The following is a 20,194-nucleotide window of genomic DNA, read 5'->3' on the forward strand; positions in this document are numbered from 1 at the left end:
GCTTTATCCTTGTTGCGTTAAATAGTCGATGCTTTGCTTCAGCAGCACACTGCCTTGAGCCGTTAATATCGACTCAGGGTGAAATTGAAAGCCCAACATTTTATCAGTATTGTTAAACACGGCCATGACGGTTTCAGTTCCATCATCGTTAACACAAGACGCACAGGGCTCAAGGGCGTCAGGTAGTGTTTGTGCGGCTAACGAATGATAACGTGCTACATGTAATGGCTGTGGCAGGTCTGTAAACATGTCTTTTTCTGAATGGGTAATAGCAGAACTTTTACCATGCATAACTTGCGTGGCGCGGCCGACAATACCGCCATAATATTCAACAATGGCTTGATGACCTAAACATATACCCAGTACTGGAAAAGTACCTGCTACTTTATCAAGTAAAGCCGGCATGCAGCCCGCTTCGCTTGGTGCGCCAGGGCCTGGCGACAGCATTAGCAGTACTGGGCTCTTGGTGGCTTGTTCTTGCATTTTTTCGAATAACATATCAGCGCACACTGTGTTGCGATATACGTTTATTTCTAAATCAAGCGCACGTAATTCATCTACCAAGTTATAGGTAAAAGAGTCGACGTTATCGAGTAAGAATAGGGTGGTTTTGTTGCTCATAGTCATACTCATGCTTGTGTCTCCGCTTCCGCTTTGAGTGCTGCGGTAACCGCGCTAATAACCGCTTGCGCTTTTGCACGGGTTTCATCGGCTTCAGCTTGTGGAACAGAGTCGTAAACCACCCCAGCGCCTGCTTGAATGAAAGCACGGCCGTTTTTCACAAACGCCGAACGAATAACAATACAGGTATCCATGTCACCTTGTCCGTTTATATAGCCTACTGCGCCGCCATAGCTACCACGACGTTTTTGTTCTACTTCACGAATCAGCGTAGCGGCACTCACTTTTGGCGCACCCACTAAGGTGCCCATGTTCATACACGCTTGATAAGCATGTAGCGCATCTAAATCGTCACGAAGTTGGCCAACAACACGGGAAACAAGGTGCATAACATGAGAGTAGCGGTCTACTTTCAATAAGTCTTTAACAAAGCGGCTTCCCGGGCGGCTTACTTTCGCCACATCGTTTCGCGCTAAATCGACCAGCATAATGTGCTCAGACTTCTCTTTGTTATCTTCACGCAAGTTAAGTTCAATGCGACTGTCTAAGTCGTGATTAATCGTGCCATCAGGGCGTTTGCCGCGAGGACGGGTGCCGGCAATGGGGTAAATTTCAACTTGGTTGCTATCACTTTCATATTTGAGTGCAGACTCTGGTGAAGCACCAAAAATAGTAAAGGCTTCATCTTGCATAAAGAACATGTAAGGGCTGGGGTTTTGTTCTTTTAAATGGGCGTAAGCAAGAAGCGGAGAAGGGCAAGGCAGTGAGAATGTACGAGAAGGAACCACTTGGAAAATATCCCCTGCAAGAATGTGCTGTTTTAACTCAAGCACATTGCTACAGAATTCTTCATCACTTTTATCTACGTTTACCGAAATGTCTCCACCGATAACAGCGTCATCAATACCTGCGCCATCAATACCAGTGCCAGAAGTTAAAGTAGGTGTCTCGGGCATAGACTGCAATTGCTGATGCAATGATTCTAAGCGCTGGGATATTCCAAAATATTGCTGGGCTACGTCTTCGCCACTAAACACGCTGCCAATCAAGTGGGTTTCGCGAGTTTGGTGATCTACCGTAATAAGGGTTTCAGCCAAGTAAAAAACAAAATCTGGACAATCATTATCGCCATCTTCTACATGAGGAAGCGATTCAAATCCCGCTAGCATGTCATAGGCAAATACACCGCCTAAAAAAAGCGCGTGGGGATGTTGACGAATAGGCGTGATTTTTTTCACGATAATACGCAAGGTATCCATTACGCTGGCAGACTTTAAACGGCTATCTTCGTCTAACTGCGCATCAGCAGGTTCACATAACAAGGTGACCGATGTGTCGGTACTGTCAACGCATGTTACCCCATCAGGGCACTGAGATTTAAATATTGGCAACACGGAAGCGCCGTTTTCCGTAAGGGCTTTTACGTCAACACGGTTTCCAGTGCACTCTAGGCGTAAAGCCGCTTGTACCATTAATAAACTTTGTAAATCGTCTTTCGAATCGATTTCTGCCGACTCTAATAACAACGCATTAGGACGTTCGGCACAAATGTGTGCGAAGGCTGCAAGAGGGTCGTCGATGTAATGCCCAACCTGCTCAATTGTTTCGACTTTGCCTGGGGTTGTGCCCAGTTCCGCTAAACTCATTTTTGCCACTCTCCGACTGCAAAAAGATAAAAAAAAGGCCCGTAAATACGGGCCTTTTGTGTTTTATTCACGCACAAATGCGCACACCACCCGTTAATCGAGGGAGTGACACCACCAAGAAGCAATAGTTGTTGCAGTTGTGATTGTCATTAATTGCATGAATAAACTCGTGTTTGGTTCAATCTTGTACGAACATCGATAGTTATCGAAGGCGTAAATCTGTATACTTGTGCGTATAGAAGAAAACAAATTCACCTTTGTGTCAACCAATTATTGAAAAGCCTTTGAAAATAGATCTCCACAGCCATACAAAATTCTCCGATGGGCACCTCACTGTAGAGGAGCTTATACTGCGTGCGCACACCATGCAGGTTGACGTACTAGCCATTACCGACCACGACACAGTGGCAGGATTAGAAACGGCGCATAACACGCAGGCGAAACAAAAACGGCCTTTAAAGATTATTGATGGTGTTGAAATTTCCACCAATTGGCATGGTTTCGATATTCACGTTGTGGGGTTAAATGTTGATAGAACCAACCCAACATTTCTAGCGCAACTTGAAGGTCAGGCTCATACTCGAAAAGTAAGAGCAGAAAAAATAGCGGAAAAGTTGGGCAAGTGCGGGTTTGAAGGGGTACTTCCTCGGGCCATTGCATTAGCCGGTGAAGGGCAGGTAACCCGCGCACATTTCGCGCGCGTGCTGGTGAATAACTATGGCGTTGGCACCATGAATGCAGCCTTTAAAAAGTATTTAGGCAAAGGCAAGCGAGCAGCGGTAAAAGCAGAGTGGCCAAGTGTTGAAACTGCCATCGAGTGGATTCACGGCGCGGGTGGACAAGCCGTACTTGCACACCCCGTTCATTACGATATGACCGCAAAATGGTTACGCCGATTGGTCGATTTATTTGCCCAAGCGGGCGGCGATGCAATTGAAACTGCGTTTCCTGGTATTAGCAAAGACAAGCAAGCGCTGGTGAATGAACTCGCCGCTAGCCATAATTTATTGGCCTCGGCAGGCTCAGATTTTCACTTTCCATCGCGATGGACAGAACTAGGTAAAAATTTGGGTATTAGCAGTAGCTTAACGCCTATTTGGCACGATTGGCCTGTGGTCTCAGGGGTTGCAGACGCTGTGAACCAATCTGCACCTAGTATTAACGATTAGCGGCTCGCAGCGTGGTATTAGCTGCCTTCTTTCGCTAAACAATAGCCAAGCAATAGGCATGAACAGGACATTATCATGAGTCAGTTTTTCTATATTCATCCTGAAAACCCACAGCAACGTTTGTTGAACCAAGCTTGTGAGCTTATACGTGAAGGGGCGGTAGTGGTTTATCCTACCGACTCTGGTTATGCCATTGGTTGTCAGATGGAAGATAAAAAAGCCTTAGAGCAATTATGCCGCATTCGAGATATTGGCAAAGACCACAACTTCACCCTGATGTGCAGAGATATGTCTGAATTATCTATTTACGCAAAAGTGGATAATACGGCATTTAGACAAATTAAAAATAACACGCCAGGTTCGTACACGTTTGTACTAAAAGCCACCCGTGAAGTGCCTAAGCGTCTGCAAAATCCAAAGCGTAAGACCATTGGAATTCGTGTGCCCGATAACGCCATTGCATTAGCGCTACTTGAAACCTTAGGCGAGCCGCTAATGTCTACCTCACTTATTTTGCCAGGCAATACCATGGCAGAATCAGACCCTGACGTTATTCGCGATAATTTAGAAAAGCAGGTGGGGGTGATTATTCACGGCGGGTATTTAGGTGAGCAACCTACCACCGTAATTGATTTATCTGAAGATACCCCTGTCATCATGCGCCGTGGTACCGGCGACCCTGCTCCGTTTGAATAGTATATTCAGATGAGCAGTGAGCAATCGCCCATTCAGCAGCCGCTTCCGCTCGCATTTGTTCATGGTGAGGCGTTAATTGAAAAGCCTGAAGACTTATTTATACCGCCTGATGCGCTAGAAGTTATTTTAGAAACGTTTGAAGGGCCGCTCGACCTTCTGCTGTACCTAATACGAAAACAAAAATTCGATATTATTACCTTGCCGGTGGCGACAATCACTAAGCAATACATGGAATATGTTGATGCCATGATGTCGTTAAAGCTAGAACTAGCGGCTGAATACCTGTTGATGGCCGCTATTTTAGCCGAAATAAAATCACGGTTATTGCTACCTAAACGAAGCAGCGATAGCGAAGAGGAAGAAGATCCACGCGCTGAACTTATTAGGCGGCTAAAAGAATATGAACTCGTGAAAAAAGCCGCTGAAGATTTGGATGTTCAACCTCGTTTAGAACGTGACATATTCGATACTCATGTACTGACAGCAGAGAGTGTTGCGCCAGTGCGAATTGAACCAGAGATAAGCCTAGCGGAAATTGTACTTGCGTTTAGTGGAGCAATGAAACGGGCAGCTGCCTTTGAACACCATACTATTGCCCGTGAAGCCCTAAGTACGCGTGAGCGTATGTCGATGATACTCAGTTTGTTAAACGCCAGTGAATTTACGCCACTTGAAGGGTTATTCACGGTGGAAGAGGGGCGCGCTGGTGTGGTGGTCTGCTTCCTAGCCATTTTAGAGTTGGTAAAAGAACAACTGATTTTTTGCATTCAGGCAGGTCCTTACGCTCGAATTCATGTAAAATTAGGCAGCAGCGTTGAGTAATAATGAATAAAATTAAAACAGCTCAATTAAAACAACTGGTTGAAGCCGCCATATTCGTCGCCGATGCCCCTGTGTCTATTCAGCAATTAAGAGACACGGTGCTAAGTGACTTCGCGGTAGCAGAGAGAACCTTAAAAGCAGTTATTAATGAGCTAACCCTAGATTATCAACCTAGGGGTATACAATTAGTTAAAGTAGCCAGTGGCTACCGATTTCAATCTGTGGATGCGTTAAGTCCATGGTTGAGCAAACTATGGCAGGAAACTGCCCCAAAGTATTCCCGTGCTATGTTGGAAACTTTGGCACTTATTGCCTATCGTCAACCTATTACTCGCGGAGAAATTGAGCAAGTAAGAGGCGTAGCGGTAAGCAGTAGTATAATGAAGACACTCACAGAACGAGAATGGGTAAAAGTTGTGGGGCATAAAGAAGTGCCAGGTAGGCCAGCATTGTATGCCACCACCCATACTTTTTTAGATTACTTTTCGCTTTCATCATTATCGGAGCTTCCAAATTCCGATGCCTTTGATGAAATGGCAAAGAGTATTGATTCCACCTCGTCGCTTAAGGTGTTAAATGAGGCACCGTCTGAGGTAACAGACCGTGCGACCGAAAACAAGCAAATAAAGAGTGATACAAATGACTGAAAAGTTGCAAAAAGTACTAGCTAACCAAGGGCTAGGCTCGCGACGAGAAATGGAACGTTGGATAGAGCAAGGCCGCGTTTCTGTGAATGGTACATTGGCAACATTGGGCGACCGTGTTGACGAAACAGGGCAGATTCGTGTTGATGGGCATTTGTTGTCTCGTCAAACTGAACAGCCTGTATGCCGGGTTTTAATGTATAACAAGCCCGAGGGCGAGTTATGTAGCCGCCACGATCCTGAAGGGCGTGATACGGTGTTTGACCGTTTACCTGCTATTCGTATGGGCCGCTGGATTGCGGTAGGGCGTTTAGATATGAACACGAGCGGCCTATTGTTGTTTACCAACGATGGTGAGCTTGCAAACCGGTTGATGCACCCTAAGTGTGAAGTAGAGCGGGAATATGCTGTTCGTGTATTTGGTGATGTAACACATCAAACGTTAAATACCTTGAAAAAAGGTGTTCAACTTGAAGATGGCGAAGCTAAGTTTTTAAGTATCTCGGGTAAAGTCGCTCCTCCAGGCTCAGAAGAAGAAAGCATGAACCGTTGGTTCAACGTTACGCTTAAAGAAGGACGTAACCGAGAAGTACGTCGTTTGTGGGAATCACAGGGTGTACAGGTAAGCCGATTAATCCGTGTTAAATACGGTCCAATGGACTTACAAAAGCGTTTACCTCAGGGAGCTTGGGTAGAGCTGGGTTTAGAAGACGTAAACTCACTACGGGACATTGTGCAATTACCTGAAGAAACGCAAACTATGGTGGATGTACGCCAAGGCAAATTAGATCATGCACGTTTAAGCCGTATGCGTCGCTCTGTGAAAAAACACAAGGTACGTAAAGAGAATGGCGGTGTTAAAAAGCGGGTAGCGAGAACGCCTAAGCGTTAATAACAGTGTGAAATAGTAGATTAGAAAAAGCGGGCATTGCCCGTTTTTTTTTGCAGAATTATCTTTCGTGCACAGCTATGCCATGCAAATATGGGGGCTGTGCGATGTTGAGCATGTATGCGCTTCTAAAGCCTACACCTAAAATAATTAGTCGCAATTAGTCCCAGCAGCAATACCATATTCACGCGCTTTAGCATTTATTGATTCGCGGTTTTCAACAACATAGCGATTAAGTTTAGTGAGCACTTCTGGTTGAGACTGAGTAGAGACACGATACTTTACCCCATTAGCAGGAACATTCTTTGCGATCGCCACTAAATCTTCAGGCAAGCCCTGCGATACCAATTCACTTTTAATCGTCGCAATATTTAAATCAATAGCATCCACTAACCCTTTCAAAAGCATGCGAGTAAGAATACGAACCGAACGCTCATTGGCGATAGTCAGCGTGCCGTCTGAACGCTTTTCTTGCCATTTTTCGGCAGGGGTAAAGCCGTTTAATAAACCGAGCCGAGTAACTTCATCCATTGGCATGTCACTGTTTTCGGCGAGCACAACCGAGGTATCGCATACGGTAATTAGCGCTTCACCGTAAATCAGGCCTGGGGTACCACTTTGGGTCCACCTAGGGTTATCAGGTAAGCGAAAATCAATGGCATTGTCTTCGAACCAGTGATTGAAGCGTTGTAAGGGAAGGGGGATGAACTCAAAAGAAATATGATGTACATCACCAAAATCCGCCATGATGTCGCTTAATAACCCGCGATGTGGCGTAGTGGTAAAGTCCATCACAGGGAAGTAATTCATGGCTTCAACACCGACTCGTAGGTGCTTAACATTAGAGGCTGTAGCTAAGTTACTGACAGGGAAGCAGAAAATTATCAGCAGGAAAAAACGGTTAAACATTAGGGCTTCACGGCATGTGTTTCATGGCGGGCAGGATACTTTTTCACAGATCCATTTTCCACTTTTATATCCTTTTCGATGCAGATGGGCGAATTGTTGTGTCAATGCCGACGGCCTTGAAATGTAGATTAACTTTTTTCAATGAATTCGATCTCCCCGAGGTTTGAGTGCGTAGGAACAACACATCAATGATTTGATAAACGTGCACAAAAAAGGAGACTGATATGAAAGATATGCCTCAGTTAGGAATGGGAACATTCCGTTTGGAAGGTGATACTGCACTCAATGCTGTAACTGATGCGCTTGATGTAGGTTTCAGGCATGTAGATACCGCACAAATATACAAAAATGAGGAGCTCGTTGGCGATGCGATTAAAACCAGCGGCATTACACGCTCCGATTTATTCATTACCACCAAGGTGTGGTACGAGTCTTTAAGTGAAGATAAGTTTATTCCTAGTGTTCACGAGAGCTTGTCGAAGCTAAAAGTTGAGTATGTTGATTTACTGCTTATTCACTGGCCTTACCCAGGTAATGACATTTCTTTAGAAGATTACTTGATGCGCTTGAAACAAGCTAAAGAGCTTGGTCTTACGCGCCATATAGGGGTGTCTAACTTCACAATAGATCAGATTAAACAGGCTGAGAAAATCCTAGGTAAGGGAGAGATTTACACCAACCAAATAGAGCTGCACCCGTTTATGCAGAACCGTCAAGTTGTACAAGCCTGTGAAGAGCGCGGTATCGGCGTAACGGCTTATATGCCATTTGCCGTCGGTGATGTAATGAAGGATGACACATTAAACGCTATAGCCGATGCGCATGACTCCAGTCCTGCTCAGGTGGTATTGGCATGGTTAGATAAAAAAGGGATTAACACCATTCCTTCTTCAACCAGCAAAGAGCACTTGGCGCAAAACTTCTCTTACACTGATATCTCACTCACAGATGATGATATTACCCGCATCGATGAGCTAGATAACGGTGAGCGCATCGTTAATCCAGACTTTGCGCCTAACTGGGATTAAAGTTTGGGTGGAATAAGCCAAACCTAAATTTGAAGAGTAATTAAAAAGCGCGATAAAACGATTTCCCTTACTTCAAAAGATAGAGGGAAGTCGTTGTTTTTAATTTTTTATGGGCGTTGACGTTAAAAAAGCGTATAAAGCCGGCATCCGCAAGAAGCTATCTTCTTCAGAAAGTAAAGTGAAAATTTACTAAGACTCACTACCAATAGTTTGATACCTTGGCTTGTAATAAAGCACGAGGAAACACAATGACTTTATATAAATTATCATGGATGATTTTTCTACTACTCGCAAACCATTTTGTATTAGCTCAAGAAACCTATTTCAAACATCAGTCCCTAGTAAATACAGAGCAAACGCCATCAACTGTTTCTTCTTCTCACGTAGCCACCGACTCATTTGTCGGTTGTATTGATTACAAAATAACTTATAGCGGCGTGAATGTACTTGATGAAGAAGCTCAAAGCAAAATCGCATTTTTAATAGAAAACAATACCGAAAATTTGGGCGTTAATAAGTCCTACTGCTTCAATGAGTTCGGGGATAAGTTGGAAATAAATTACAATGCCAACGTCGCGGATAAAACATGGTACTTTGCTGACACTAACGAGGAATACACATTATTTAAAAGCGGTATCATGAAATTTGGCGTAAATAATGTGGCAGAACCTGAGGGCTTTGAAGGTCTAGCGATTAAAAAACTTGAGGTTTTAGGACCTCAAAAAGAAATCTTGGGTTATCAAACTAATCAGGTATTGCTGGTAAGAGAGTCAGGAATAAAAACGGAATTCTGGGTTAGCGATAAGCTACTCCGTCATCCACTATCATACCAAAACAATAAATTTGGTTACGCCAACGAAATCTATGACGTAATAAAGGGAGTCCATCTTTATCAACGCAAAGTGATAGGCGATTTATTCATAATAGAAGAAGAGGCTACTGCCATCCACGCTGGTTCGCCGGATAAAGAGCTATTCATATTACCCAATGTGGATCTGTATCATTGGTAGGGTAATAAATACCCTATATCGGGGGCGCCTATTGTGTTTACTAACTACAATAATGAAGGGCTTCAACTGAGCCCATCGTCATTTGTAACCATAATATGTTTAATGATTTTCGCCGGATTACCGCCAATAACAACGTTGTCACCAAAGCTTTTGGTGACAACAGCCCCTGAAGCTACCACCACATTATTGCCTAAGGTAACACCTGGATTTATTACCGCCATACCGCCAATCCAACAATTGTGACCGAGAGTAATTGGCTTTGCGAACTCGATACCGGTTTGTCTAGATGTTGGATCGATAGCGTGTGTGGCAGTGTAAATACCTACTTGCGGTGCAATCATACAATTGTCACCAATAGTGACTTTAGCGGCATCCAATATGACGCAATTAAAATTAGCGTAAAAGTTTTCACCCACATGGATGTTTTCGCCATAGTCACACTTGAAAGACGACTCTATGTATAGGCGTTTGCCCGTAGTGCCAAAAAGCGCCTTTAATTGACGAGTGCGGGCTTTGTGTTCTGTTTGACAGGTAGCATTAAGCTCGTCCAATTTTATCCTGCAGGCCTTGCGTAATCCGGTTAACTCACGATCGCTAGGGTAGTAGAGTTCACCGGATAACATTTTCTGTTTTTCGTTCATGCCAATCTACATTTGGAATAATACCAAGACCTTACTTGCTAGATGAATAACTGACAATCACTTTTTCTTGTAGAGCGGCGTTAGCAATATCCATATTTACAGGGCGTTCAAGAATTATTGAGCCGCCGATAGAAACATCAGCGTCGATGGTGAGCTTAGGTTTTGTGCTATTTCTTTCCAGCCAGCCTTCATCACGCATCTTATATATAATGTCGCCCTTAACTAAGGTATCGCCTTTAAGGGTGATGTCTCCATTCATACTTTCAATATTGTTCTCAACTACGCTGTCTACAATTTCAATATCACCATTAACCGTTTCTACGCTGCCTTGAATGGTACTTTGCTTTTCAATGTTTATATCGCCGTTAACGGTTTCAATACTGTTAGTTACATGCAGATTCGATCCCGCATCAAGGTCGCCATTCACGATGTTGATGTCGTCAATGCGTACATGAGAACCTATCTCTACACCGCCGTTCACAACGCTAATATCTTCCGCTTGTGCATGATCTTCAATCGATACATTGCCATTGACCGAAGAAAGATCGCCTACCGAGCGATGTTCTGCTACATCTACACTACCAAACACGCTACTTATATCCTCTCCCTCTTGGGCACTGGCATTACCAACATGAATTACGCAGCCCGAAAGGATTGTTGTCGCTGCAAAGCATAAAGTGCTGGCAATAAGTGTTTTTTTCATCGTGAAGCCTTTTCAGTGTTGTTTAACGTTCTAAATTACTCATTAATGTATGTTTTTCTATCACAGAGCATGCCAAGATAAAAATAGTATAATTATCAATGTTTTAATAGTTTCCGTGTCATCTCTCAACCATAGTTTTTGATGACTTCACTAGATAATAGCGAAATACACCAATTGTTCGGCATTCAAGTTATTTCTATTTGAACAGCTGAGCGTTGTGAAAGGCTGTTAGTAAAAGCAGCTTTGATAACTAATCAAAAACTATGAGAATTGGACACACACTCAAATGATAATAAATGTGAAATATCATATGTGTTAACCTGTTATTATCTTAATTCAGTAAGTCACTTTTCCTACAAGGTCTAAATTATGATTGTTATTCACCATAACCCCGCCTGCGGCACATCTCGTAACGTGCTTAAAATTATTGAAGATGCTGGGTACTCGCCAATTGTTGTAGATTATTTGAACGAAGGTTGGACCCGTTCTCAGTTACTTGGTTTATTTGCAGCTGCGAACTTAACCCCTAGGCAAGCACTCAGGACAACAAAGTCACCGGCAGAAGAGTTAGGGTTACTGGATGAGTCTGTATCAGACGATATTTTGCTTGATGCTATGTTGGTACATCCAGTTTTGGTAAATAGGCCTATAGTTTGCACAGAAAAAGGCGTAGGGCTTTGTCGGCCTAGTGAAAAAGTACTCGACTTACTACCTTCCTGGCCATCAGGCCCTTATTTTAAAGAAGATGGTGAGCAAATATTAGATGAACTTGGTAAAAGGATGTAATTTATGCACGACAAACATTCGCAGTTAAAGCGAGCGAAGCAAAATGCATTAATTTGCTTATTGATAGCCGCGGGTGTTTTCGTGATAGCCATTGTCACACAAGTGTATGTTCCCAGCTTGGCTAGTGCTAAATGGTTGGGGCTGATAAAAATGGCTAGTGAAGCTGCATTAGTCGGTGGGCTCGCCGACTGGTTTGCGGTAACAGCGCTTTTTAAACCGATACCTGCTGGGTATCCCATTCCTCATACCAATATTGTCGCGAGCAATAAAAGAGTGATAGCGCAAAACTTATCACTATTTGTTAAAGAAAAATTCTTTCATGCTAGTGCCATTGAAAGCTTAATTGCATCTAGTCAACCTGCCAAAGGGGCAGGGCGATGGTTGGAAGACCCTCAACATGCGAAAAAATTAAGCCGATTTTTATGTGATGCACTTGCCGGCATTCTTCGCCTAGTGGATGACAAACCAGTTAAAGCCTTTATCGGCAAAACAGCTGAAAAAGGAATTAATCAACTCGACTTACAACAGCTTATAGCCACTGTGTTGAGCAGTATTACCCGAGAGCGGCATCATCAGCTTGTATTAGATAAGCTGCTAGGGAATGTTGCTAAATTGATGGGTGAGCCTGAAACGCAAGAATATATTGCTGCCACACTCATAGATTGGCTTAAAACAGAGCATAACCGTTTAGAAAAACTACTTCCTTCAACCTGGTTGAGTGAGCGGGGAGCACTTATTGCGGTAAAAGCGGTTTCTCGCGTACTTGATGACGTGTACGCCGATGATAATCACCCTTTGAGACATGCGTTTGACGAGCAGGTAAATGACTTTTTACACGAAGTGCAAACCAGTGACTCGATGGCTCAACGTATCAACAATTATAAAGCGCAACTGGTTCATGATCCCGCCCTTAAAGCGTTTTTAAATAAAAGCTGGGTAGCGTTACATAGCCGAATGCTTGAATCGTTAACGGCTGAAAATGGTAAAGCAGAAACTAAAGTGATGCATTGGTTAAATGAATTAGGCCGTTCTTTAACCACCGATGAGCGCTTATCGAGCGCATTCGACCGGCATATTGGTGAAGCTGGAAAGTACATGGCACCAGAGTTGGCAGACTTTTTAACCAAGCATATTGAAGACACCATAAATAGTTGGGATGAAAATGAGATGGCTGAGCAAATTGAGCTAAATATTGGGCGCGATCTTCAGAAGGTACGAATTAACGGCACCTTGGTGGGAGGCTTAATTGGCGCATTGTTATTTGGTCTAGAGCAAGTTATCGCACTTACGTCGCAATAGAGAATGTTGGGTTATGCGATGTTTTAGACAATAATTGAAGAGGGAGCACGTTCTAAAGCCTGTGCTACTGCGCTTTAAACTTACTATTTATGCTTCAGGCTTTAGATTGAAGACTAGTGAGTCTGCCGCTACTTTACCCTTAAGGCCACCTTCCAGCGGTTCACGTTCAAGCAGAGTAATAGAATAACTAGCGTTGTATAGCCGAGCTACTTCTGTTTCGTCAACGCAAAATGGAGGGCCAGGAATGACGCTTTGGTCATAATCGAAGCTTATCAAAAGGATGGGGGCGCATTCGGTGATATCACAAATATGCGCTGCATATTTCTCGCGAAGCTCGGTAGGCAAAGCAACCAATGCAGCCCTGTCATAAATACCGGTTACGCCACCCAGTGTTTTGTTGGTTAGCTCAAAAATATCACCAACAAAAATACTTAGTGGTCCATTTTTAAAAAGCTTAAGGCTACCTACGGTTGTGATCTCTGGCTCAATATTCAGTTCGGTGAATAGCTGCGTAATTGCAATTTCACTTAATTCAGCACCTACCACTTCGCAGCCATTAGCAAGCAACCAATGAATATCCTTAGTTTTACCGCACAAGGGGACGAATACTCGCGGTGTGGTAGGAGATAATAAGGTATCAGCATATTTAACTAAAAGCGCATTGCCCTCAGGTTCATGGAAACCAATTTCATTTTTATGCCACTTACTGTGCCAAAAATCATGTTCCATCAATATATTCCTTAACGTGTGAGGGCTACAGACAAATCGAGGGGATAAACTTGTTTAAAGCAACTTGTGTAAACCTCTAACTAGCTAGGAGCAATCTGTTAATAAACAAACGCTCCTTCGCTATATATCTGTTGGTACTTACTGTTGCTATTTAACTGTCTAGCGGCGTATTAAAATCTTCAGACAGTTCAAAGTCACCTTCTACAGACGTTACTTTGCCGTCTTCAAATGTAATAACCATTTGCTTTTGGAAATCTTCACCGCGTTTTTTCATGCCGCGTTTCATATCGTAAACGTAGTACCAGGTATCATCATCGAAAGAATCTTGTACTACTGGGTTACCAAGTACGTAGATAACCTGTTCTTTAGTCATGCCGATGCGTAGTTTAGAAACGTCTCGTTGATCGAGAAAGTTACCTTGAGGCACATCAATACGATAAATCCAGTTAGAACAAGCGCTTGATGTAAGGGTTAAACCTAAAATTATTAATAAATGTTGCAACTTCATGCGTAAATCAGTCCAGTATTGCTTTTTCTTCGTTACCCAACAGCATACAAGCGGGTGGGGTGCGTTAATGTAAGCACGAAGGCATGCTACATCGACAAGTATGACCAATCAACTGCATTTTAGTTCGATTGCGCGCTTTTCAACAACTCTTTTGCGTTAGCAAGGGCCGACTTGGTTACTTTGTCGCCAGCTAACAAGCGTGCTAATTCATCCACTCTATCTTGTTTCGTTAACGCCAACATTTGTGTTTCAGTACTTTCACCGTCGGTAAGCTTAGTTACAAAGAGTTGGTTATGCGCTTGAGCAGCAACCTGAGGTAAATGGGTAACGCACATGACTTGTACCTGTTTGCCTAAACGGCGAAGCAACCCACCCACAATCGACGCGGTAGGCCCGCTAATGCCCGTATCTACTTCATCAAAAATCATAGTAGGCGTCGCATGGTTATCGCTGGCAATAACTTGAATGGCTAAGCCAATTCTTGAAAGTTCACCACCAGATACGACTTTATCTAGTTTGTCAGCTGCTTGGCCGGGGTTAGTAGAAACTTTAATTTCTACCGAGTCTTGGCCTAAAGCTGATGGCTTTTTAAACTCATCGTAATTGACTTCAATGGCTACCTTAGCGTGAGGCATGTTCATTTGATGAATTTGTGTTTCAATTTCACTAGCCAAATAATTTGCAGCTTTTGATCTACATTCAGACAATACTTTCGTTTCACTTAGATATTGGGCTTTAAGTACATCTACTTCATCTTCTAGTGTGGTCAATAAAGACTCTTGATCGCCTAACGACGCAAATTCGCTGGCTAGGGATTGGTGGTGCGCAAACAATTCTTCAGGCATAACGCTGTGCTTACGGGCTAATTCCATCGCTTTAGCGTACCGAGCTTCTACCTGCTGTAAACGAAGAGGGTCTATTTCTAGGTCATCGCAATAGTGGCGCAATTCCCCAGCCGCTTCTTCAACCTGAATGGCCGCTTCATTTAACAACACAAGAATAGGGCTTAAACTGGCATCGTGAGATTCAAGTTCGCCCAAACGGTCTATGCTATTTTGTAATATAGACAGTGCGTTGCCTTCGTCACTTTCGTACAAGTGATAAAAACTAGTTTGTGCTTGCTCTAGCAAACTTTGCCCATTGCTTAAACGCTTATGTTCAGTTTCGAGCTCTGAAAACTCACCGTCTTCTAAGGCAAATTCGTCTAGCTCTCTAACTTGATAAGTAAGCAATTGCAATCTGTCTTCACGCTGCTGAGCTTGTGCTTGTAGCTCGCTAAGCATTTTTTGCTTTTCACGCCATAAGGCAAAGTGTTGTTTTACATTTGAAAGGCTGTCTTTATGGTTGCCCACAGTATCAACAAGCTGGCGTTGATAATCTTCTTTCAAAAGTTGAAGGTGAGTATTCTGACCATGTATAGCAAGCAAGTGTTGGCCTAAGCCTTTCAATTGCTGAAGTGACGCTGGAATACCGTTAATAAAGGCTTTGGAACGGCCTTCTTTCGATATAACTCTACGGATGAAACAGCTGTTTTCATCCTCGTCTGAGGTGAGTTCATGCTCATCGAGATAGCGCTTTGCATTCGCATTTGTGGCCAATGCAAAATGAGCAATAATTTCTGCTTTAGACGCGGTGCTTCTTACGGCGTTTGCATCAGCTCGCTCGCCTAAGCACAAGCTTAAAGCATCAATGGCAATAGACTTACCGGCACCGGTTTCCCCTGTGATGGCAGTAAGCCCTTTTTCAAGATTAACTGACAGTTGCTTAACCACTGCAAAGTTACTAATAGAAAGATGCGCTAACATAACTATACTCGATGTTTATACAGTATGTGTAAATATATACAGTATTTTGCGCATGTAAAGAGGCGGGGTAAAATTAATTTACTTCTTTTGCTTTACTCAATAAAGCTTACTACCCCAGCCTAACTTTTTGCGTAACACATTGAAGTAGCTGTAACCCTTTGGATGCACTAAATAAAGTTTATCTTCACTTTTGTTGATGCGTATTTCATCGCCAGGAAGTACAGGAAGTACAATGTGGCTGTCGCAACTTATTTGCAGTGAGTCGCTGTTAACCTTCGATACTTTCATCGACACTTGGCTATCAGCGTCTACCACAATCGGTCTGCTGCTTAGTGTGTGGGGAAACATAGGCACGAGTGTAAGCGCATCAAGCTTAGGCATGATGATAGGTCCACCTGCCGACAGTGAGTAGGCGGTAGAGCCAGTAGGCGTCGCAACAATTAGCCCATCGGAGCGTTGGCTGAACACAAATTGGTCATCTATATAAATTTCAAATTCCATCATGTGCGCCACTTTTCCGTGGTGAAGCACCACTTCGTTCACCGCGGAATTGCTACTTTTTAGTTTTTCATGACGATATACGCCCACATCTAATAAAAAGCGTTTTTCAACTACGCATTCACCTTCAAAAATGAGATCAAGTTGCTGAACGATTTCATCGGGGTGAATATCGGTTAAAAAACCCAAGTTGCCTCGGTTTACGCCTACTACATGGATATCAAAGCGTGCCAATACTCTTGCTGCACCTAGCATACTGCCATCACCGCCTACTACTACGGCAAGGTCGGCTTCTTTACCAATGGTCACTAAGTTGCATGCTCGATGGTTATCACTTTCTAATTCTTTTGAGATGCTCTCTTCAACCAATAATTCACAGCCTTTTGCGGTGAGGTATTGGGCCAATAGATTTAAGCTGTCGTGCGTAGCAGCGTGTTGAGGTTTGCCAATTAAAGCAACGGTTTGATAGGGCATGTGGTGCTAATGTGTTTTCCTTACTGGTGTCAGGACATTAGCACAGATATTTTCCGAATGGAAAGCCTTAGCGTAACGTTTATCGGGCTGTCCAGCCGCCATCCAGTACCATGGTTTGGCCGGTAATATTGCGTGCACTATCCGACATTAAAAATGCCGCTGTGTCAGACAACTCATCTACGCTAATAAACTGCTTTTTAGGCATGGGCTCAAGCATTATTTTGTTGATTACTTCCTCTTCTGTAAGATTGTTTTCTTTGGCCTGAGAGGCAATCTGCTTTTCGACCAACGGTGTTTTTACATAAGCAGGGCATAGGGTGTTGATGGTGACATCACAGTCGCCGGTTTCAAGGGCGATAGTTTTAGCGAACCCCAGCAGGCCATGTTTCGCTGACACATAAGCCGATTTATAAGGGGATGCCACCAGTGAGTGAATTGAACCAATGTTGATTATTCGCCCAAAGTTTTGCTCGCGCATGTTAGGTAAAAACGCTTGGGTTAAAAGCGCGGGGCCAACCAGCATAATATTAATTAATTGCTGCCATTTTTCAGGTGGGAAATCTTCAATGCGTGAGACATGCTGAATACCGGCATTGTTAATCAACACATCTACTTTTTGCTCTTTGAGCAAGTCGGGTAAAGCGGCTACTTGCTGTGCATTGCAAACATCAACTTCAATAGCGCTGGCACTGCCGTTTTCTCGTATAATATCGTTCGCAGCACGCTGTGCGGCTTGTTCGTTAATATCGGCAATAATCACATGATGTCCCGCTTTTGACATTGCTTGTGCTATACCAAAGCCAATACCGCTTGCGCCACCAGTTATAAATACAGTTCGTTTAGTCATTATTTGCAGTTCCTGTATTCGTCGTTGGTTTATTGATAGCGCCTGTGTTAATGCCTTTAATCATATTGGCCACAGCAGAAATTTGCGCGCCTTTTCGATTTGCATAATCATCTGAAGTGTATCCCCACCAATCCCAGCAACCTTGGGGGTTTAATGGCATAAATAACGATTTTTTAGTTTGCGGGTACAACACAACGATATTGTTATCATCGGCCCATCGGTTGATACCTGTTTTGGTTACATAGCTATTGCCAACCACTTCGGCATATTGATTGCAGCCATGGAAACTAATATGTAGGCTGCACGAATCGCCCGCTGCACAATTTTCGGGTACAAAAACAAACCCTTTTTCCGCCAAGGTTTCGCCATCGCTGCCCGCAAGTTTTTGCTGAGAAATAGTGTAAACCTTGCCTGAAACCGAATCATCGGGTGCGGTTAAGTTGGGCAACAGGTGGTTCAACATATTACCCGCAGCGTCGTAATTACAGTTACCAATAAAAGGGCTTTCTGAAACGCTGCAATTACTGCCCTCATTCAAGGTAGGGAAGTGGTGTGCTGCGCTTTGGTCATTCACGTATACAATATTTTGAGTGTCTGTCCAACTTTGGTATTGGCGGTACAGTAAATCGCTGGCTTGCGCCGTTACACGCACGTCGTTTGTGCCGTGAAATAACCATACTTTGGCATCTTTAAGGCCCGTTAAAGGCGCAATGCTGCCTTCGTTTGTATAGTCTATGGCAACGCTTGAAAGTGCATCTAGATTAATTGGTGTATCTACCTTATTCACGCACTGGTTTAATGCAGTGGTGATATCATTTTGCGCACAATAATAAGGCCCCGCAGCAATGATGCCTGCGCCTTTTACCCAATCACTGTGTGCAATATGAAATTGCGTCGCCATATATCCGCCAGAAGAAAGGCCAGATACCGTAACTTGCTCTACATCAAGACTTAGCGGTGGTAGTCCATTGCCTGAACTAGCTGCGTTGGACAACGCTACGCCACTGTATAGCGCACAAAAGCTGGCCATTATTTTATAAGTTGTTTTCATATCAGGTTCCTACAGTTAAATGCTTAGTTTGCCGCTAAGCATTGCACTTATTTAAACGGTTCTTTTTAGTCTTTATAAAGCGCTGGAAAGAAACGCGGCAATCCGCTCGCCTTCGGCTTTTACATTCACTATGCCTTCAAGGTGTCCGAAGGGGCCATTCAGTGTTTCCAGTTCGCTGTTTTTTCCCAAGTGCTTGAGTTGATAGTCTGCCGATTCTGCTAAATAAGGCATGAGTAACAAGTCGGTGGATGCCGGCAAGAACAAGGTTTTGGCTTGAATGTGCTTAAGTCCTTCTTCTAAGTTATTCCCATGGCCTGCTACAAATAATTGGCAGGCGCGAACTAAATAAAGAAGATGATTTGCATCCATTTTATCAGCGCGCTGACGAGCACGGCTTTCCAACCATTTCACAATAGAGTGCTGAGCATTAATGTTCTCTAATGGCGCTTGCTCCACCGCTTGATAGCCTAGCGTTTTACCTTGCTGATTAAAATAAGTAGGGTACAAGGCATGTTGGGTGATCATCATCAAAGAAGCCACTAACCCTTCTGTTGGTTGGTTAAGTCGAGCGTAACTACCTTGTTTCCAGTTAGTATCTAATCGAATAGGCGTTGCCCAGTGAGAGAGGGCGGCGGTTGTCCACGCATCGCTTTCACCCGTGCCAATAACCGATATCATTCTTGGCACCCAGTCGGGGTAAGCACTAGCCCAGTCGATAGCCTGCATCGACCCCATAGAAGGGCCAACCACAGCATGCAGTTTCTGAACGCCCAAGCTTTCAAGTAGCGCCTTTTGCACATTGACGAAGTCGCGGATTGTCACGACGGGGAATTCTAGCCCCCAAGGCTCACCGGTTTCTGGGTTGATAGTCGCTGGGCCGGTAGTAATAACGTGGTCATCATAGGCGTTTAAATTCACTAAACTGTCTACACTTATAACGTAATAGATATCGGTATCGATGGCTTTGCCAGAGCCAATTAATGCATCCCAGTAGCCTATGTTAGGGCTTGTCTTTTCCTCATTTTCTTCATATACACCCGCCGCATGGGATGTGCCCGAAAAATGGTGGGTAATAAGAATAACGTTACTTTTATCTGCATTTAATTGCCCATAGGCTTCCCAACCCACTTTCACGTTATTAATGGTTTTGCCACCAAATGTGGTGAAGCTTTCCATTGAGAACGTTTCTTTCTTCGTAATCATCGTTGGTTGATTAGTTTCTATGCCATTTGCATCAAAATTATTTTTATCTAAAGCGCTTGTATCAGCTGCACTCGGCCCATTAACTGTGTTAATAGACTTCGCTGATTCAGTTGATGCTGGATTAGCTACATTAGCACTACACGCTGTTGTAGTAATTATCGGCAACGCCAGCAAAGTACAATATAGAAAAGCTATTTTTAGTTTCATGGAAATCCT

21 protein-coding genes are annotated in these 20,194 nt (G+C 43.6%); 9 read left to right on the forward strand and 12 right to left on the reverse strand.

All coding sequences use genetic code 11. The annotated features are described in order from the left end of the window. Positions 1–3: 3 nt before the first annotated feature. Positions 4–633: an aminodeoxychorismate/anthranilate synthase component II gene (locus KYS23_RS09950; RefSeq protein ID WP_373996595.1), complete on the reverse strand. Its 630-nt coding sequence runs from the start codon at positions 631–633 to the stop codon at positions 4–6. Further along, positions 630–2,267 carry an anthranilate synthase component 1 gene (locus KYS23_RS09955; protein WP_159531281.1) on the reverse strand — a complete coding sequence of 546 codons (1,638 nt, stop codon included), beginning with the start codon at positions 2,265–2,267 and terminating at the stop codon, positions 630–632. Before KYS23_RS09955 ends, KYS23_RS09950 begins: the two co-directional genes overlap by 4 nt. A 284-nt stretch (positions 2,268–2,551) precedes the next feature. Between KYS23_RS09955 and KYS23_RS09960 the strand changes: the two genes are divergently transcribed. From KYS23_RS09960 to rluB, 5 genes are all read left to right on the forward strand, one after another. Further along, positions 2,552–3,436: a PHP domain-containing protein gene (locus tag KYS23_RS09960; protein WP_218418496.1), complete on the forward strand. Its 885-nt coding sequence runs from the start codon at positions 2,552–2,554 to the stop codon at positions 3,434–3,436. A gap of 75 nt (positions 3,437–3,511) precedes the next feature. Then, a complete protein-coding gene (locus tag KYS23_RS09965) occupies positions 3,512–4,132 on the forward strand; it encodes an L-threonylcarbamoyladenylate synthase (RefSeq protein ID WP_013784779.1) in 621 nt (206 codons plus the stop codon). A gap of 9 nt (positions 4,133–4,141) precedes the next feature. Next, positions 4,142–4,954, forward strand: a complete 813-nt coding sequence (locus tag KYS23_RS09970; RefSeq protein WP_218418497.1) for a segregation and condensation protein A — start codon at positions 4,142–4,144, stop codon at positions 4,952–4,954. A 2-nt stretch (positions 4,955–4,956) separates the two neighbouring features. Beyond that, on the forward strand, positions 4,957–5,601 hold the full coding sequence (scpB, locus tag KYS23_RS09975) for an SMC-Scp complex subunit ScpB (RefSeq protein ID WP_218418498.1): 645 nt from the start codon (positions 4,957–4,959) through the stop codon (positions 5,599–5,601). Beyond that, positions 5,594–6,490 carry a 23S rRNA pseudouridine(2605) synthase RluB gene (gene rluB, locus KYS23_RS09980; RefSeq protein ID WP_013784776.1) on the forward strand — a complete coding sequence of 299 codons (897 nt, stop codon included), beginning with the start codon at positions 5,594–5,596 and terminating at the stop codon, positions 6,488–6,490. The genes scpB and rluB overlap by 8 nt, the downstream gene beginning before the upstream one ends. 147 nt (positions 6,491–6,637) lie before the next feature. On the opposite strand, the gene KYS23_RS09985 is transcribed toward rluB, so the two are convergent. Then, positions 6,638–7,396: a hypothetical protein gene (locus KYS23_RS09985; RefSeq protein ID WP_218418499.1), complete on the reverse strand. Its 759-nt coding sequence runs from the start codon at positions 7,394–7,396 to the stop codon at positions 6,638–6,640. A gap of 224 nt (positions 7,397–7,620) precedes the next feature. Here KYS23_RS09985 and dkgB point away from each other — a divergent pair, with 224 nt between their 5' ends. Both dkgB and KYS23_RS09995 read left to right on the forward strand, forming a co-directional pair. Beyond that, on the forward strand, positions 7,621–8,424 hold the full coding sequence (gene dkgB / locus KYS23_RS09990; RefSeq protein ID WP_159531271.1) for a 2,5-didehydrogluconate reductase DkgB: 804 nt from the start codon (positions 7,621–7,623) through the stop codon (positions 8,422–8,424). 248 nt (positions 8,425–8,672) lie between these two features. Beyond that, positions 8,673–9,434 carry a hypothetical protein gene (locus KYS23_RS09995; RefSeq protein WP_218418500.1) on the forward strand — a complete coding sequence of 254 codons (762 nt, stop codon included), beginning with the start codon at positions 8,673–8,675 and terminating at the stop codon, positions 9,432–9,434. A 62-nt stretch (positions 9,435–9,496) separates the two neighbouring features. Here the strand turns inward: KYS23_RS09995 and KYS23_RS10000 are convergent, their stop codons facing one another. Together KYS23_RS10000 and KYS23_RS10005 are read right to left on the reverse strand one after the other, a co-directional pair. Continuing rightward, entirely contained in the window at positions 9,497–10,075 is a 579-nt protein-coding gene (locus KYS23_RS10000) for a sugar O-acetyltransferase (RefSeq protein ID WP_218418501.1), read from the reverse strand. 31 nt (positions 10,076–10,106) lie between these two features. Next, positions 10,107–10,778 carry a DUF4097 family beta strand repeat-containing protein gene (locus KYS23_RS10005; protein WP_218418502.1) on the reverse strand — a complete coding sequence of 224 codons (672 nt, stop codon included), beginning with the start codon at positions 10,776–10,778 and terminating at the stop codon, positions 10,107–10,109. A gap of 369 nt (positions 10,779–11,147) precedes the next feature. Between KYS23_RS10005 and arsC the strand changes: the two genes are divergently transcribed. Then, entirely contained in the window at positions 11,148–11,564 is a 417-nt protein-coding gene (gene arsC, locus KYS23_RS10010) for an arsenate reductase (glutaredoxin) (RefSeq protein WP_129737521.1), read from the forward strand. Positions 11,565–11,567: 3 nt separating this feature from the next. Then, positions 11,568–12,863: a DUF445 domain-containing protein gene (locus tag KYS23_RS10015; protein ID WP_218397122.1), complete on the forward strand. Its 1,296-nt coding sequence runs from the start codon at positions 11,568–11,570 to the stop codon at positions 12,861–12,863. Between the two features lie 87 nt (positions 12,864–12,950). On the opposite strand, the gene tmpT is transcribed toward KYS23_RS10015, so the two are convergent. The 7 genes from tmpT to KYS23_RS10050 all read right to left on the reverse strand — a co-directional run bounded on the left by tmpT (position 12,951) and on the right by KYS23_RS10050 (position 20,185). Beyond that, positions 12,951–13,592, reverse strand: coding sequence for a thiopurine S-methyltransferase (gene tmpT / locus KYS23_RS10020; protein ID WP_159531261.1), 642 nt, complete (start codon positions 13,590–13,592; stop codon positions 12,951–12,953). 151 nt (positions 13,593–13,743) lie between these two features. Then, entirely contained in the window at positions 13,744–14,100 is a 357-nt protein-coding gene (locus tag KYS23_RS10025; protein ID WP_057792766.1) for an outer membrane protein assembly factor BamE, read from the reverse strand. A gap of 119 nt (positions 14,101–14,219) precedes the next feature. After that, on the reverse strand, positions 14,220–15,905 hold the full coding sequence (recN, locus tag KYS23_RS10030; protein ID WP_159531259.1) for a DNA repair protein RecN: 1,686 nt from the start codon (positions 15,903–15,905) through the stop codon (positions 14,220–14,222). 96 nt (positions 15,906–16,001) lie between these two features. Beyond that, positions 16,002–16,877, reverse strand: a complete 876-nt coding sequence (nadK, locus tag KYS23_RS10035; protein ID WP_013784764.1) for an NAD(+) kinase — start codon at positions 16,875–16,877, stop codon at positions 16,002–16,004. Positions 16,878–16,956: 79 nt separating this feature from the next. Next, positions 16,957–17,724 carry a 3-hydroxybutyrate dehydrogenase gene (locus KYS23_RS10040; protein ID WP_159531257.1) on the reverse strand — a complete coding sequence of 256 codons (768 nt, stop codon included), beginning with the start codon at positions 17,722–17,724 and terminating at the stop codon, positions 16,957–16,959. Next, on the reverse strand, positions 17,717–18,775 hold the full coding sequence (locus KYS23_RS10045; RefSeq protein ID WP_218418503.1) for an extracellular catalytic domain type 2 short-chain-length polyhydroxyalkanoate depolymerase: 1,059 nt from the start codon (positions 18,773–18,775) through the stop codon (positions 17,717–17,719). Before KYS23_RS10045 ends, KYS23_RS10040 begins: the two co-directional genes overlap by 8 nt. A gap of 72 nt (positions 18,776–18,847) precedes the next feature. Next, positions 18,848–20,185: an E22 family MetX-like putative esterase gene (locus tag KYS23_RS10050; RefSeq protein ID WP_246604343.1), complete on the reverse strand. Its 1,338-nt coding sequence runs from the start codon at positions 20,183–20,185 to the stop codon at positions 18,848–18,850. Between the last annotated feature and the right edge of the window lie 9 nt (positions 20,186–20,194).

Origin of the sequence: Alteromonas lipotrueae (genome assembly GCF_019249255.1) — a bacterium.
Taxonomy (GTDB): domain Bacteria; phylum Pseudomonadota; class Gammaproteobacteria; order Enterobacterales; family Alteromonadaceae; genus Alteromonas; species Alteromonas lipotrueae.